The 15,342-nt window shown below is 28.5% G+C and carries 17 protein-coding genes; 4 read left to right on the forward strand and 13 right to left on the reverse strand.

All coding sequences use genetic code 11. The features are described from left to right. Window positions 1–42 precede the first annotated feature (42 nt). The 4 genes from rfaE1 to Q4A58_RS04775 are packed head-to-tail and all read left to right on the forward strand — an operon-like array spanning window position 43 to window position 3,391. Window positions 43–1,023: a D-glycero-beta-D-manno-heptose-7-phosphate kinase gene (rfaE1, locus tag Q4A58_RS04760; RefSeq protein WP_303116963.1), complete on the forward strand. Its 981-nt coding sequence runs from the start codon at window positions 43–45 to the stop codon at window positions 1,021–1,023. Then, a complete protein-coding gene (gene ispF, locus Q4A58_RS04765; protein ID WP_303116965.1) occupies window positions 1,017–1,514 on the forward strand; it encodes a 2-C-methyl-D-erythritol 2,4-cyclodiphosphate synthase in 498 nt (165 codons plus the stop codon). Before rfaE1 ends, ispF begins: the two co-directional genes overlap by 7 nt. Then, complete coding sequence (locus tag Q4A58_RS04770) at window positions 1,507–2,856, forward strand: MATE family efflux transporter (protein ID WP_303116967.1); 1,350 nt, start codon at window positions 1,507–1,509, stop codon at window positions 2,854–2,856. The genes ispF and Q4A58_RS04770 overlap by 8 nt, the downstream gene beginning before the upstream one ends. Window positions 2,857–2,869: 13 nt before the next feature. Next, on the forward strand, window positions 2,870–3,391 hold the full coding sequence (locus Q4A58_RS04775; protein ID WP_303116970.1) for a cob(I)yrinic acid a,c-diamide adenosyltransferase: 522 nt from the start codon (window positions 2,870–2,872) through the stop codon (window positions 3,389–3,391). Window positions 3,392–3,441: 50 nt separating this feature from the next. Here Q4A58_RS04775 and Q4A58_RS04780 read toward each other — a convergent pair whose 3' ends face one another. The 13 genes from Q4A58_RS04780 to Q4A58_RS04840 form a co-directional block, all read right to left on the reverse strand. Continuing rightward, window positions 3,442–3,855, reverse strand: a complete 414-nt coding sequence (locus tag Q4A58_RS04780; protein ID WP_303116972.1) for an EamA family transporter — start codon at window positions 3,853–3,855, stop codon at window positions 3,442–3,444. 19 nt (window positions 3,856–3,874) lie between these two features. After that, on the reverse strand, window positions 3,875–4,762 hold the full coding sequence (locus Q4A58_RS04785) for an ATP-binding protein (RefSeq protein WP_303116973.1): 888 nt from the start codon (window positions 4,760–4,762) through the stop codon (window positions 3,875–3,877). 11 nt (window positions 4,763–4,773) lie between these two features. Next, window positions 4,774–5,706, reverse strand: coding sequence for a dihydroorotate oxidase (locus tag Q4A58_RS04790; protein ID WP_303116975.1), 933 nt, complete (start codon window positions 5,704–5,706; stop codon window positions 4,774–4,776). A gap of 132 nt (window positions 5,707–5,838) precedes the next feature. Further along, complete coding sequence (locus tag Q4A58_RS04795; RefSeq protein ID WP_303116977.1) at window positions 5,839–6,426, reverse strand: hypothetical protein; 588 nt, start codon at window positions 6,424–6,426, stop codon at window positions 5,839–5,841. A 19-nt stretch (window positions 6,427–6,445) separates the two neighbouring features. Beyond that, window positions 6,446–7,777 (reverse strand): magnesium transporter, encoded by a 1,332-nt coding sequence (gene mgtE / locus Q4A58_RS04800; RefSeq protein ID WP_303116979.1) that lies wholly within the window; start codon window positions 7,775–7,777, stop codon window positions 6,446–6,448. Window positions 7,778–7,797: 20 nt separating this feature from the next. Then, complete coding sequence (tgt, locus tag Q4A58_RS04805; protein WP_303116981.1) at window positions 7,798–8,922, reverse strand: tRNA guanosine(34) transglycosylase Tgt; 1,125 nt, start codon at window positions 8,920–8,922, stop codon at window positions 7,798–7,800. An 8-nt stretch (window positions 8,923–8,930) separates the two neighbouring features. After that, window positions 8,931–11,105 (reverse strand): bifunctional (p)ppGpp synthetase/guanosine-3',5'-bis(diphosphate) 3'-pyrophosphohydrolase, encoded by a 2,175-nt coding sequence (locus Q4A58_RS04810; protein WP_303116998.1) that lies wholly within the window; start codon window positions 11,103–11,105, stop codon window positions 8,931–8,933. Window positions 11,106–11,142: 37 nt separating this feature from the next. Next, window positions 11,143–11,655 carry an adenine phosphoribosyltransferase gene (locus Q4A58_RS04815; protein ID WP_303116983.1) on the reverse strand — a complete coding sequence of 171 codons (513 nt, stop codon included), beginning with the start codon at window positions 11,653–11,655 and terminating at the stop codon, window positions 11,143–11,145. A gap of 27 nt (window positions 11,656–11,682) precedes the next feature. Further along, entirely contained in the window at window positions 11,683–12,096 is a 414-nt protein-coding gene (locus Q4A58_RS04820) for a lipopolysaccharide assembly protein LapB (protein WP_303116986.1), read from the reverse strand. A gap of 2 nt (window positions 12,097–12,098) precedes the next feature. After that, the gene (locus Q4A58_RS04825) at window positions 12,099–12,770 is read right to left on the reverse strand and encodes a DUF502 domain-containing protein (protein ID WP_303116989.1); all 672 of its coding nucleotides are present in this window, start codon (window positions 12,768–12,770) and stop codon (window positions 12,099–12,101) included. Between the two features lies 1 nt (window position 12,771). After that, window positions 12,772–14,052 (reverse strand): hemolysin family protein, encoded by a 1,281-nt coding sequence (locus Q4A58_RS04830; protein ID WP_303116992.1) that lies wholly within the window; start codon window positions 14,050–14,052, stop codon window positions 12,772–12,774. A 38-nt stretch (window positions 14,053–14,090) separates the two neighbouring features. After that, entirely contained in the window at window positions 14,091–14,540 is a 450-nt protein-coding gene (locus Q4A58_RS04835; RefSeq protein ID WP_303116994.1) for an ACT domain-containing protein, read from the reverse strand. Further along, window positions 14,537–15,340 carry a bifunctional 5,10-methylenetetrahydrofolate dehydrogenase/5,10-methenyltetrahydrofolate cyclohydrolase gene (locus Q4A58_RS04840; RefSeq protein ID WP_303116995.1) on the reverse strand — a complete coding sequence of 268 codons (804 nt, stop codon included), beginning with the start codon at window positions 15,338–15,340 and terminating at the stop codon, window positions 14,537–14,539. The genes Q4A58_RS04835 and Q4A58_RS04840 overlap by 4 nt, the downstream gene beginning before the upstream one ends. Window positions 15,341–15,342: the final 2 nt, after the last annotated feature.

The raw sequence follows: 15,342 nt of genomic DNA on the forward strand, positions 1-15,342 counted from the left end.
ATAATATATTGCTTTATTTTTATAAAAAGGAGTTCTTTTATTATGACAATATGTAAACTTATTGAGAATTTTAAAAATATAAAAATTGCTGTTATTGGTGATCTAATGCTGGATGAATATGTTATAGGAAAAGTGGAAAGAATTTCTCCAGAAGCTCCTGTTCCTGTTGTTAAAATCCAAAAAGAAAAATTTGTCTTGGGTGGATCCGCAAATGTTGTAAACAATCTCTCAACATTAGGGGTCAATGTAATCTGTGGTGGCATCGTTGGAAATGACATAAATGCTGATAAACTTATAAACTCTTTTGAAAAAAATGTGGATACCTCACTTATATTAAAATGTGATGACAGACCTACTATTATTAAAAAAAGAGTTTTAGCGGGAAATCAACAACTTTTGAGATTAGATTGGGAAGAAGAATTTCATATAAATGAGAAACAAGAAAATAAAATAATTAGTAATCTGGAAAAAAAGATAAAAAATCTAGATGCATTAATCTTATCAGACTATGATAAAGGACTTTTAACTCCAAGTCTATCTCAAAAAATTATAGAGCTTTGTAAAAAAAATAATATAATTGTAACTGTTGATCCCAAACCAAAAAATATAAAAAATTTTATCGGAGCTTCGTCTATCACGCCAAATAAAAAAGAAGCATACTTGGCTGCTAAAAAATCTTTTCAAGTTAATATTGATATAATAGGAAAAGAATTAAAGGAAAAATTTAATTTTGAAACTGTACTTATAACTAGAAGTGAAGAAGGAATGACTCTCTATGATGAAAATATACACAATATTCCTACCTATGCAAAAGAAGTTTATGATGTGACTGGAGCTGGAGATACTGTAATCTCCGTATTTACTTTGGCAAAAGCTGCTGGTGCTACTTGGGAAGAAGCTGCAAAAATTGCAAATGCCGCTGGTGGAGTTGTTGTTGCTAAGGTCGGAACTTCTACAATTACTACTGATGAGCTTTTGGAAACATACAGAAATATTTATTATAATGGAGAAGAAATATGTTAAGAATAGGTAATGGATATGATGTACACAGACTTGTTGAAGGAAGAAAATTGATGTTAGGAGGCTTTGAAGTGCCTCATACAAGAGGGGTTTTAGGACATTCAGATGGGGATGTACTATTACATGCAATAACTGATGCTATAATTGGTGCCCTTTGTTTAGGAGATATAGGATTACATTTTCCAGATAATGATGAAAATTTTAAAGATATAAAAAGTTCAATCCTTTTAGAGAAAATAAATAATATAATGTTAGAAAAAGGTTATGAGATTGTAAATATTGACTCTATAATCGTTATTCAAAAGCCTAAATTAAGACCTTATATAGATGATATTAGAAAAAGTATAGCAAAAATTTTACAAATTGAGATTGACTTAATAAATGTCAAAGCAAAAACTGAAGAAAATTTAGGATTCACTGGAAGTGAAGAAGGTGTAAAATCATATTGCACTGTTCTTCTGCAGAAAAAACAAGGAAAACCTAGAAATGAGTAAATCCAAATCTTTTTTTAAAACTATGTTTGCTCTAACTATTCCAATGGCTTTGCAAAATCTCATAAATGTTGGAGTAGTTAGTACAGATGTTATTATGCTTGGTAAGTTAAATGAAATTGCACTCTCTGCTGCTTCTCTTGCAAGTCAGATTCAATTTATACTTATCCTTTTATTATTTGGAATAGGTTCTGGCGCTACTGTTCTCACTGCACAATATTGGGGAAAAAAAGATCTTAAATCCATAGAAAAAATAATGGGTATTGCTATTAAGTTATCTTTTATACTAAGTTTTCTTTTTTTTAGTCTAGCTTTTTTCTTTCCTAAATATACTATGAGAATATTTACAAATGATTTCTCTATAATAGAGGAAGGAACTAAGTATTTAAGAATAGTTAGTTTTTCATATTTAAGTTCATCTATTTCTGTAGTTTATCTTGTAATGATAAGGAGCGTAGAAAATGTTTTAATTTCTACTGTCATCTATGCTATATCTTTAATTGTTAATTTTATAATTAATTATGCTCTAATTTTTGGAAATTTTGGGTTACCTAAACTAGGAATAGAAGGTGCTGCTGTTGGTACACTAGTTGCGAAATTTATTGAACTTTTAATAGCTCTTTACTACAATTTAAAAAATAATACAGTCAAATTGAAGATAAAATATATTCTGAATCAAGACTTATTTTTAAAAAAAGATTTTTTCAAGTTTGCCACTCCTACCATATTAAACGAAGTTTTATGGAGTGCTGGTGTTGCAGCTAGTGTAGCTATTTTAGGTAGATTAGGTACAGCTATCATAGCCGCTAATTCTATAACTGGAGTTGTCAGACAACTAGCAATGGTTGTTGGTTTTGGATTAGCAAATACAACTGCCATAATGGTTGGTAAAGAAATTGGTTCACATAACTATAAAACTGCTGAAATTTATGCGCGAAACCTCTTGTATACAACTTTTATTTTCAGCTTGATAGGGGCTTTCTTAATTTTTTTCATAAGTCCTTTCATTATGAAAAACTATGCTATGACTGATGAGATTAGAGAATATTTAGCATTCTCTCTTAAAATTTTACTTTATTACATTCTATTTCAGGGATTAAATGTCACGCTCATAGTAGGTGTTTTTAGAGCTGGAGGAGATACAAAATATGCACTTTATTTAGATGCTATTTCTCTTTGGGGCTGGTCTATTATAATTTCTGCTATCGCAGCTTTCTATTTAAAATTACCTATAAAATTCGTCTATTTTCTAATTATGTCTGATGAAATAGTAAAACTTCCTTTTGGTCTTTGGAGATTTAAAAGTAAAAAATGGATTAATAATGTAACAAGAGAACTCAATTGAAAGATGGTGAAATATGAAAAAAGGCTATATACAAATATATACTGGAAATGGTAAAGGAAAAACTACAGCCGCTTTAGGTCTTATTACAAGAGCTGTCGGAAATAATTTTAAAATTTTTTTCTGTCAATTTTTAAAGGGGACTGATTATGGTGAAATTAAAACCATTGCAAGTTTTGCCACAGTAAAGCATGAAAGGTATGGGCGAGGAGTCTTTATAAGAAAGAAAGAGTTTGTCACCGATGAAGATATAAAACTTATGAGAGAGGGCTATGAAAGTCTTAAAAATGCTTTATTGAGCAAAAATTACGATATAGTCATTGCTGATGAAATTTTTGGAGCTCTTAAGTTTGATTTAGTAAGTCTTGAAGAGATAAAGTTTTTAATCAGAAATAAGCCTGAACAGACAGAATTAATATTAACAGGCAGAAATGCTCCTGATGAAATAATTGATCTAGCTGATTTAGTGACTGAAATGAAAGAAATTAAACATTATTTTAAACAGGGTGTCTTTGCAAGAAAAGGAATTGAAAAGTAAATAATAAGGACCTTTGTAATTTAATTATAAATTTACATTGGTCCTTTTTATTAAAACAACATTATGAAAGTTCCAAAAACAATCATGAAACAGCCCAATAAAGTCTTTACTGTAATCTGTTCTCCTAAAAATACAAAGGCTAAAACTATACTAATTACTATACTAAGTTTATCTATTGGTACCACTTTTGAAGCCTCTCCCAATTGCAATGCTTTATAATAACATAGCCATGAAAATCCCGTTGCCATTCCTGATAAAATTAAAAAAACCCAACTTTTTTTACTAATTTCAAATATAGCTGACTGTGTTCCTGTTATAAAAACTATGATCCATGCCATAAACATAACCACAACAGTCCTAATAGCTGTTGCTAAATTAGAGTTCATAGCCTCTATTCCAATTTTTGCTAATATTGAAGTTATTCCAGCAAAAATTGCAGATAAAATTGCAAATATAAACCACATAAAATCTCCTCAAATTTTACTAAATATTGTCTAAATATGAAAATTTCTCCCCCTTAATTTTCCATGCTAGAATTTTTTCTAAATTTACATTTTTAGCTGACTGCATTATACTCTTTTTTATACTAGGACTAGTTTTTTCAAGAAGTGCCAAAAGTTCTTTTGTTTCTCTTCTCTTACTAGATGTTTTCCCTGCAGCAACTGTACAACCACAGTTCATTGGTGATAAACCATTGACCCTTATCCATTTTTTAATTGACTGCTCTTCTACATAATAAAGTGGTCTTATAAGCTCCATATCAAAATTATCTGCTTTCAACTTAGGTAACATAGTTTCAAATTTTGCCATGTAAAACATACTCATAAGTGTTGTTTCTACAACATCATCAAAATGATGACCTAAGGCTAATTTATTACAACCCATTTCAACTGCTCTAGAATAAAGACTTCCTCTTCTCATTTTTGCACACATATAACAAGGATAATCTTTTGCAATTTTTTCTGCCACTTTAAATACATTATCCTTATAAATTTTTGCTGGTATATTTAAATGTTTTAAATTCTTTTCCAATTTTCTCAAATTTTCCTCATTAAAACCAGGATTCATAGAAATAAATACAAGCTCAAAATTAGTTTTGCTAGCCCTTTTTAGTTCTTGAAAGAGCTTTGCCAAGAGCAAACTATCCTTCCCTCCTGAAATAGCTACTGCTATTTTATCTCCGTTATTTATCATTTTAAATTCTTTTAATGCCTGAATAAATGGTGCCCATAGTTCTGAACGAAATTTTTTTTGAATACTTCTCTCTATTTCTGCCAGTTCTTTTAAAGGGATTTCAGGAATAACTGTCTCACAAAGAACCTTCCCTATATTATTTAAAAATTTTTCTTCAAGTTTTTCCACTTTTTCCATATTTAACCTTTCTATAAATATTTTAATTTTCCTCTAAAATCTTCAAGAGTTTTATACCCCTTTTCTTTCATAATAGTCTTTAATTCTTCGGTTATTCTCTTAAAGACTGCAGGTCCTTCTTTTTGTAATGTTGTTCCTATTTGTACCATACTTGCACCACATAATATATGCTCAAAGGCATCTCTTCCTGTTAAAACTCCTCCTGTCCCTATAATTTGAATAGAAGGCTTCAATCTTTGGTAAAAAGCATGTACATTTGCAAGAGCAGTTGGTTTTATATACTCTCCACCTATACCGCCAAAACCATTTTTAGGCTTTATAACTACTGTTTCATCATTTATAACAAGTCCATTTCCTATACTATTTACGCAATTAATAAAGGTCAAAGGAAATTTATTAAAAACTGCTGCTGCTTGATCAAAATGAACCATATCAAAATAAGGTGGTAACTTTATTCCCAAAGGTTTTTTAAAATATTTGAAAATTTCTGTTAATAGCTTTTCTGTAGTCTCCAAATCATATGCTATTTGAGGTTTCCCTGGTACATTTGGGCAAGATAGATTTAGCTCTGTTAATCCATTAAATTCACTCTTTTGAAGTCTTTTTAAAAGGCTATGAGTTTCCTCCTGTGACAATCCAACTAATGAAAAAAAGAAAGTTCTTTCAGGTATAGTTTTCTGTAGCTCAATTAAATAATCTAAATAATAATCAAAGCTTAAATTTGGTAAGCCCATAGAATTTATACATCCTAAATCTGTATCATAATAACGAGGAGTTGGATTCCCTTCTCTAATATTTAATGTCGCTGTTTTTGTTACAAAACTTCCAGCTTCTGAATCTATTATCTTTTCTAATTCTTCACGATTATAACAATATACTCCTGCTGCATTCATAAAACAATTTTTGAACTCATAATTTCCAATTTTAGTTTTTGTTGATATCATACTCTTACCTCCATATAAAATATTTTTCACTATTATAGCAAATTTATTTATAAAGTTAAAATAAAAGACTGCTATAGTTTAATATTAGATAAACTAAATAACAGTCTTGTTCTAATTTTATATTCTTTGTTTTTAATCTTTAACCTCTAAAAATTTTATAGCTAGTTCATAATTTTGATTGTATTTTTCAAAAAATTTAACATAAGAAAGTAAAGATGTATAAAAATAGCTGACTTTTTGTTTGTAGTACTCCTCAGGAATAAAATTCCTTATTTTATTTTCCATACTTTTCCAATTTTTAAGATAATTTTCAAATAAAACTAAATCCTCAACTTCTATTTTCTTATCTGTACTTGACACAATATTTTCAATTCTTGTTCTAACATCTGAAAAAATTTCAGAATTATATTTCTTTAACTCCAAAAAATCTTCTTTTATCTCTTTTACAATATCTCTATCAAAATCTTTAGTAAATTCATTCACAAGACTCAGTCTAATATGTGAATTATTACCTTTAAAAAAATCTTTTAACTTATTCCCATCTGAAAACATTTTCTCAGACAAGTAAGATAAGTAATCTTTACTTATAAATATTTTTTCTAACTCTGTTACGCTTCCTATCCTATTTATAACTTTATTAATACTATGAAATAAATGAGCCTTTCCTGATTTATTTCTTATTTCATAAAAATTTTCTAAGAATTCTATTTTTTTTTCCATATACTTACCTTTCTAATTTTTAAATATTTAAAAATGTCACTGCTAATTTAAAGTAAACCATTAAAGCTGCTGTATCAACTATAGTTGTAATAAGAGGGCTAGCCATTATAGCTGGATCAATCTTCAAAGACTTGGCTACAAGAGGAAGAACCCCACCTATTACTTTTGCCATTATAATTGTTGCAAAAAGACTTATACAAACTACAAAAGAAATTCCAAATCCAACTCTTTCAAAATAATAAAGCCTTATGAAATTAAAACTTGAAAGTATCATTCCTACTATTAAACTAACTCTAAATTCTTTCCATATCACCTTAAATATATCTGAAAACTCTATTTCTTCTAGAGCTATACCTCGAATTATAAGTGTAGATGACTGAGAACCTGCATTCCCTCCTGTATCCATAAGCATAGGAATAAACATAGCTAATATAACCACTGACTGCAAAGTTGCTTCATATCTTCTAATCACAAAGCCTGTGAAAGTTGCAGATAACATAAGAACAAGAAGCCATACTATTCTATGTTTCGCTAGAGAAAAAACAGACTCTTTTAAATATTCTTGATCTGATGGATTCATAGCTGCCATTTTTTGAAAATCTTCTGTATTTTCTTGATCTATAACATCCACTATATCATCTACTGTTATCACTCCAACTAATCTATTTTCGTTATCAACTACAGGCATAGTTGTAATATCATATTTTCTAAATAAACTAGCTATTTCCTCTTGGTCATCTTTAGTTTGTACACTTATAATATTGGTTTCCATTTCATCTTCAATTAGTGATTCATCATTTGATAAAATTAACGTTTTTAATGATATTAATCCCACCAATTTTCTTTTATTATCTGTTACGAAACAAATATCAGTTTCCTCTTTTTCAATTGCGACTTGTCTATAATAATCTATTGCCTGTTTTACTGTAATACTTCCTTTAAAAGATATATATTCAACTGTCATCACAGAACCTGCAGAATTGTCTGGATATTTTAACATTTGATTTATTAACTTTCTCTTATCTGATGATGTATTTTTTAATATTTTATCAACTATATTTGCAGGCATTTCTTCGATAAAATCAACCGTGTCATCTAAGTACATTTCATCCATGATAAATCTTATCTCTTCGTCAGTTATATTTTCTATAACTTCTTGTTGTTTTTCAGGAGACAGATAGGAAAATACTTCTGAGGATAAATCTTTAGGTAATATTTTAAAAACTATCAGACACTTCTCTTTAGGAAACTCTTCAAATACATCAGCTATATCTATGGGATTTTCATTAAGTAGTATTTCCTTTAACTCTGATAATCTATTTTGTTCTAGTAGGTCTATTATTTCTTCCATTTCTCCCTCCTTTAAGCTTTTTATTTCTTTTCGTATCTTTTTATAAATTTATCTTTAAATTCTTTAAATCTACTTTCTTTTATAGCTTGCCTTGAATCTTTCATAAGTTTTATTAAAAAATATAAGTTATGATATGATGTAAGTCTTAAACCTAAAACTTCTTGAACTTTTATTAAATGCCTTATATAAGCTCTGCTATAGTTTTTACAGACATAACAATCGCATTCTTCATCAAGAGGTCTTGTATCTTCTGAATATTTTGCACTTTTTATAACAAGTCTTCCATCTTTAGTGAAAACTGTCCCATGTCTAGCAAGTCTTGTAGGTTGAACACAGTCCATCATATCGATTCCACTTTCAACCGCATTTAACATATCTACTGGCTCGCCCACCCCCATTAAATATCGTGGTTTTTCTTCAGGGCATTTTTCAACTATATGATTTAATATTCTATACATATCTTCTCTTGGTTCTCCTACGGCTAAACCTCCTATTGCATAACCAGAAAAATTTTCATCCATTTCTTTTAAATCATTTAGGCTCTTTTCTCTCAAGTCTTCATAAATTCCTCCTTGGATTATTGCAAATAATCCTTGAGTTTCTTTATTTTTATGAGCTACAATACATCTTTTAGCCCATCTTGTAGTTCTTTCAATAGATGGCAATATATATTCTCTACTAGACAATCCTGGAGGGCATTCATCAAAAAGCATAACTATATCTGAACCTAAATTATTTTGAATATTTATAGATTTTTCTGGGGATATAAAGTGCTTTGAACCATCTATATGTGAATTAAAATATACACCTTCTTCTTTTATCTTTCTTAAATCTCCCAAACTAAAGACTTGAAACCCTCCACTATCTGTCAAAATAGGTTTATCCCAATTCATAAACTTATGTAGTCCACCCAATCTTGAAATTAATTCATCGTTCGGTCTTAAATATAAATGATATGTATTTCCTAGTATAATTTCACTTCCTATATCTAAAAGTTCCTCTTTTGACATAGTTTTTACACTAGCTTGTGTTCCAACGGGCATAAAAACTGGTGTTTCTATTTTTCCATGAACTGTTGTTATTACTCCTGCCCTTGCTTTATTATCTTTTGCCTCTAACTTATATGTAACAGGTAATTTTTTCATCGCTTCTCCTAACGTTCTACAGATATTACATCTTTTATTTTCATGATATTATTTAAAAGATGGTCATATTCTTGCTTACTGTTAATTTCTATAGATATTCTTACTTTTACTAATTTTTCTCCATTTCTTTTCATTTCATTTGAATTTAGTGATGTTATATTTATTTTATGATTTCCTATTAAATTAACTATATCCATTAACATATTTAAACGATCTCTAACTATTACATCAAAGCTAAAATTATATTTATTAATCTTTGTATCAATTATTTTTTTATCCCAACTAACTAAAATTTCTCTACTTGGATCTTTTTCTGTCATGGCTTTAAAATTGCTACAATCTTTTCTATGAACAGTTATTCCTGTCAATTTGGTTACAAAACCTCCAATATCATCTCCAGGTAATGGAGTACAGCACTTGGCAAATCTAATAAGGGTATTATTGATACCATCTATAACTATTCCAAAATCACTCTTTCCTTTTTTCTGCCTTTCTTCTTGTTTTTTCAGAACTTCCTCTATAGTTAAAACAGATGCAACTCTCTCTTTTTCTATTCTTGCTTTAAATTTATTTATTATAACTTCTAGTCTACTTCTCTTTTCTCCTACATGGTAATAAAACTCATCTAAATTAGTAATATTGTTCTTTTCCATATGTTTTTTTATAATTTCATCTTCTTCTGCCTCTTTTAAAGAAATTGAGAGTCTTCCAAGCTCTTTTTCAAGACTATCTTTTCCCATTTTGACTACATTTATTTTATTTTCATCTTTTAGAAATTTTTTTATTTTACTTTTAGCACTATTTGTAACTACCACATCTAACCAATCTAAACTTGGGCCTTTAGAATTCTTTGAAGTAATTATCTCAACTTTATCTCCACTTATTAATTTATGGTCTATTGGTACCATTCTATTATTTACTTTCGCACCTACATATCTACACCCTACTTGAGTATGAACCATAAATGCAAAATCTAAAACAGTTGCTCCAACAGGTAACTCGATAATATCTCCTTTAGGTGAAAAGGTGAAGACTGTTCCTCTGTCAATATCTCCTGTTACAGAACTTATAAAATCTTCTGTAGTATCAGACTCATTTTGAAATTCTATTATATGTCTCAACCAACCATATATATTATCATCTTTTGAAGACTTTTTATTTTCTTTATAGTTCCAATGAGCTGCTATACCTTCTTCTGCGATTTCATCCATTTCTTTTGTTCTAATTTGAATTTCAATAAATTTTGCTAAAGGTCCAACTATTGTTGTATGAATTGATTGGTAATTATTAGATTTTGGTACTGCTATATAGTCTTTAAATCTCCCTGGTACAGGAGTAAATTTACTGTGCACTATACCTAAAACATGATAACATTCTTCTTTGGTATTTACTATTACTCTTACTCCCATTAGATCATAAATATCATCAAATTCTTTTCCTTTTTGATACATTTTTTTATAGATACTATAAAAATGTTTAAATCTTCCTTTTACTTCTGCCTTTATACCAACTTCAGATAATGTTCTCACCATAGTTTGAATGAAGGCATCTACATAGTCCTTTCTTTCTGTCTTAGTATTGTCAACAAGAGCCTTTATTTCTAAAAATTCTTTTCTATGTAAATAATAGAAAGCCGTGTCTTCTAGTTCAGATTTTATTTTTGCCATACCTAATCTATGTGCAAGTGGTGCATATATTTCCAGAGTTTCTTTTGAAATACTTTGCTGTTTTTCCTCTTTCATAAATTTAAGAGTTCTCATATTATGTAGTCTATCAGCTAACTTTATCATAATTACTCTTATATTTTCTGCCATAGCCAGAATCATTTTCCTAATGTTTTCTGATTGATTTTTAGTTCCATTCGGTAATGTCTGAAGCTTTGTTACTCCATCTACTAAAACAGCAACCATATCTCCAAAATTATATTTTATATCAGCTATTGAAATCAAAGTATCTTCAACAATATCATGTAAAATTCCTGCAACTATAGTATCAGTATCCATTTTTAGTTCAATTAAAATTTTTGCAACTTCAACTGGATGCATTATATAATCATCACCTGATTTTCTGTATTGACCAATATGAGATTCTTCTGCAAAAATAAGTGCTAGTTTTATCTTTTCTAAATCCAATTCTAAATGGTTATTTTTAATTACTTCCACAAGTTGATTATAGTAATCTATATGTTCTTTCATATAACCTTCTTTCTAAAGGATTGCCTTAGTATTTCATTAAGGTTAGTATATCATACCCCTTTAACTTTTCTCTCCCCTTTAATTCTTCCAATTCTATTAAAAATGCTAATCCTAAAACAATGCCACCTAATTTCTCAACTAATTTTACAGCTGCCTCAACAGTTCCACCAGTTGCTAACAAGTCATCTACTATTAAAACTTTTTGACCAGGCTTTATAGCATCCTTATGTAAGCATAAAGTATTTGAACCATATTCTAAATCATAAGAATGTTCAATAACCTCTCTAGGTAGTTTTTTAGGTTTTCTCACTGGAACAAAACCTACTCCTAATGCGTAAGAAACTGGACAACCAAATATAAAACCTCTTGCTTCAGGACCTACAACTAATTCAATATTTTTTTCCTTAGCAAATTCAACTATTTTTTCAGTTGCGTACTTGAAAGCATCTCCAGAGTTCATAAGTGGTGTTATATCTCTAAATATTATTCCTTCCTTAGGATAATTTTCTACTCTTGCTACGTATTTTTTTAAATCCATGTTCATCTCCGTTCTATTATAAAATTTTTATTTATTTTTTATTGACTCCAATTTAGCTCGACTATGTTTATATAGTAAACTATTTTTATCTATAAGTTGCTCTAAATATATTGAAAAATTTTCTATATCTCCTTCATTATAAAAAATATTTAATAAATTTTCTAAAATGTTTTCATCATTGGGATTTAATTTTAAAGCTTTTAAATAATATTCTTTAGATTTTTCAATATCTCCAAAATCAGCATATAGAAATGCTAATTCTTTATTAATTTCTATATTATTTTTATCCAAATTATACGCTTTGGTATAATTTTCTAAGGCTTTTATTTTTTCATTTTTTTGATATTCATTGAGACCTTTTATAAAATAATAATTTGCTTCTTTCTTACTATTTGAACAAGCTATAAGAGTAAATAATAAAAATATAGTTAGTCTCTTCATAATTATTCTCCTTCTTTTTCAATAGTTTTAAGTTTCTTTATACTTTCCTCTGTTACATAACCACCAGAAATTATTAATTTAAAGGCTGTTTCTGTATCTATATTCAAAAATTTCACTTCATTTTTAGGAACACATATAAGCATTCCAGAGGTTGGATTTGGCGAGGTTGGTATAAAAACATTTGCAATTTCTGTTTCGTTAAAAGCTTCTCTCACTATATTATTTTTTTCTGAAGTCATAAAACCTATAGCATATAAACCCTTCCTAGGATATTCAATAGCTACTACTCTTTTATAAGTAGCTTCTCCTTCTGTGTTGTATATTATTCCTGTTATCTGCTTTGTTGTTGTGTATACAGATTTTATAATTGGAATTTTTTCTATAAAATTTAAAAAATATTTCATAATTTTTGAAAAAAAGACAATTTTAGTGGTATATCCTAACAAAGTTATAAAAAATAGTATTAATATTATAGAAGTAATATAAGTTATCATTTGGAAAGGGATTTCATAGCTATGACCACTAAAAATTAAATCCAATATCCATCTTATAAGTTTTGTAAGTGCCGTACCACTTATAAGTTTTATAACTGTTTTTAGAAACCAATTAAATATATAAAAAGTTATAAGTAATGGTAAAACTACTACTAAGCCTGTATAAAAGTGCTTTTTCATTTTACTCTCCCTCTTGTTCTTTTCCTAATATTTTTATTAAAACTTTTGAAACTCTCATTTTATCAAGTTCTAAAACTTTTAAATATAAATTATCTACCTTTATCTCATCTCCAACATTGCATATTCTACCTAACTCTTTAATTACGAACCCACCTAGACTTTCATAATCTTCTGATATAGGAAGATCTATATCCAATTCCTTATCTAATGTTTCTATGTCTATCATTGCATCCACTTCATATTCATTTTCTGATATTTTTTTAAAGAATTCTTCTTCTTCATTGTCATATTCATCTCTAATCTCTCCAACTATTTCTTCTATTAAATCTTCTATTGTCACAAGACCAACAGTTCCTCCATATTCATCAAGGACAATAGCTATATGAACTTGTAAGCTTCTAAATTCTTTTAGGATTTCAATTATAGATTTAGTTTCTGGAACATAATAAGTAGTTCTAACCATTTGATTTATTGGGACTTCTAAGTCTCCACTTTTAACATAAGTCATTAAATCTTTTACATACATTATTCCTATGATATTATCTATAGTTTCATTATAAACAGGTATTCTTGAAAAGCCATTTTCAACTATTTCATCCCATACCTCATTTATTGTTTTATTTCCTTCAAAGGCAAGCATTGATGTTCTTGGTGTCATAACCTCTTTTGCAGTTGTTTCACCTAAAGTTACAATAGAATGTATCATTTCTTTTTCATCTTCTTCTATTATTCCTTCTGCATTTCCTACATTTACAAAAGAAATTATATCTTCCTCAGTTATCATTATTTGAGAACTAGTTAAATTAATTCCTAAAATTCTTCCAATAAGTTTAGATATTATCATAAGAAGAGCTATAATCGGTTTTAAAATAAATGACATAATATAAATTATAATAACTACTATTTCTGCTATTTCTGAACTATTATTTCTTGCAATTAATTTAGGAGTAATTTCTCCAAATATTAAAATCATTATAGTCATTATAGCTGTTGCTAGAAGAACTGAAGAGCTATTCTTTCCAAAATGATTCACTACAAGTACAGTTGCTATTGAAGAAGCTAATATATTTACTACATTATTTCCAATTAACAATCCTGTAAGCATCTCATTAGGATCTTTTAGCCACTTTTTTAATAAATCATAAGTCCTTCTACTCTTTTCTTCATCCAATCTTTCTAAACTATTGCTCCTATAAGCTGTTAAAGCTGTTTCAGAAGCTGAAAAAAAACCAGATAATAAAATTAAAATCACCAATATTAACACATTTAAATACGTGTCCAATTAGCCATACACCTTCCTTATTACTTTAAAAAATTTTTTTAATTACTCCCAGTCATTCTTATATCTTTTACACCTTTTACTTTTCTCATTTTTTCCAACATTAACTCAACTTTCTTTAGCATATCATCTGTCGTTTTTATAACTATTGTTGTCTTTGCTTCACCATCTATTGGCATATTTTGTACAACTGTTAGTATATTTATATTTTCATTTGCAATAATATCTAAAACATCTGATAACATACCTGTTCTATCCGTTATAGTTAAATGCATGCTATAAATTTTATCTCCTCCACTTTCAAAAAAAGGTTTTATAAAATCTTTATACTTATAATATGTACTTCTACTAATTCCTATTCTCTTTATAGCTTCATACTTCGATATTTTCATTTTATGAATTAACTCATTTACCTTAATAACATTTTGAACAGATTTAGGTAAAATTCTTCTGTCTACTATATAAAATTCTTTTTTTTCTTCTTTTTTCATTCTACCTCCAAGATGCCTCTATTTCTTTTAAATGCTTTCAAAATATTTGAAAATAGCATAGCTACTGTGAGTGCTCCAATACCTCCAGGAACTGGAGTTATATAAGATACTTTTTTTTCCACATTTTCAAAGTCTACATCACCTACAATTCTATCTCCAACTTTATTTATACCTACATCTATTACTACCGCACCTTCTTTTACCATATCCGCCTTTATAAACTGTGGTTTTCCTACTGCACTTATTAAGATATCTGCACTTTTTGTTTTCTCCTGTAAATTTTTAGTATAACTATTACAAATAGTAACAGTTCCGTGAGAGTTTAAAACTAATGCTGCAACTGGCTTTCCAACTATATTACTTCTTCCTATAACCACAACATCTTTTCCACTTAAATCTATTTTATATCTTTTCATCATTTCCATTATGCCTGCTGGAGTTGACGGAGCTATAAAATGGCTATCATTTTGAAATAGCAATCCTAAATTTTCTGCTTTAAAGCCATCAACATCTTTTACTAAATTAATTTTATTCAAAATTTTTGTAACATTCATATGTTTTGGCAGAGGTAAATTTAACATTATACCATCCACTAAAGGGGCATTATTCAATCTATCTATTAATTCCAGTAATGTTTTTTCTGTTACATCATTTTCAAAAAGATAAGCCTTGGCTTCTATTCCTAAATCTTTGCATGACTTTATTTGAGAATTTATATATACTTTAGAAGCTGGATCTTCTCCTACTAAGATTAGAGCAACTTCTGGAAAAATATTGTATTTTGCTTTTATTCTATCTATTT

The organism is Fusobacterium sp. (genome assembly GCF_030528405.1).
Lineage (GTDB): Bacteria > Fusobacteriota > Fusobacteriia > Fusobacteriales > Fusobacteriaceae > Fusobacterium.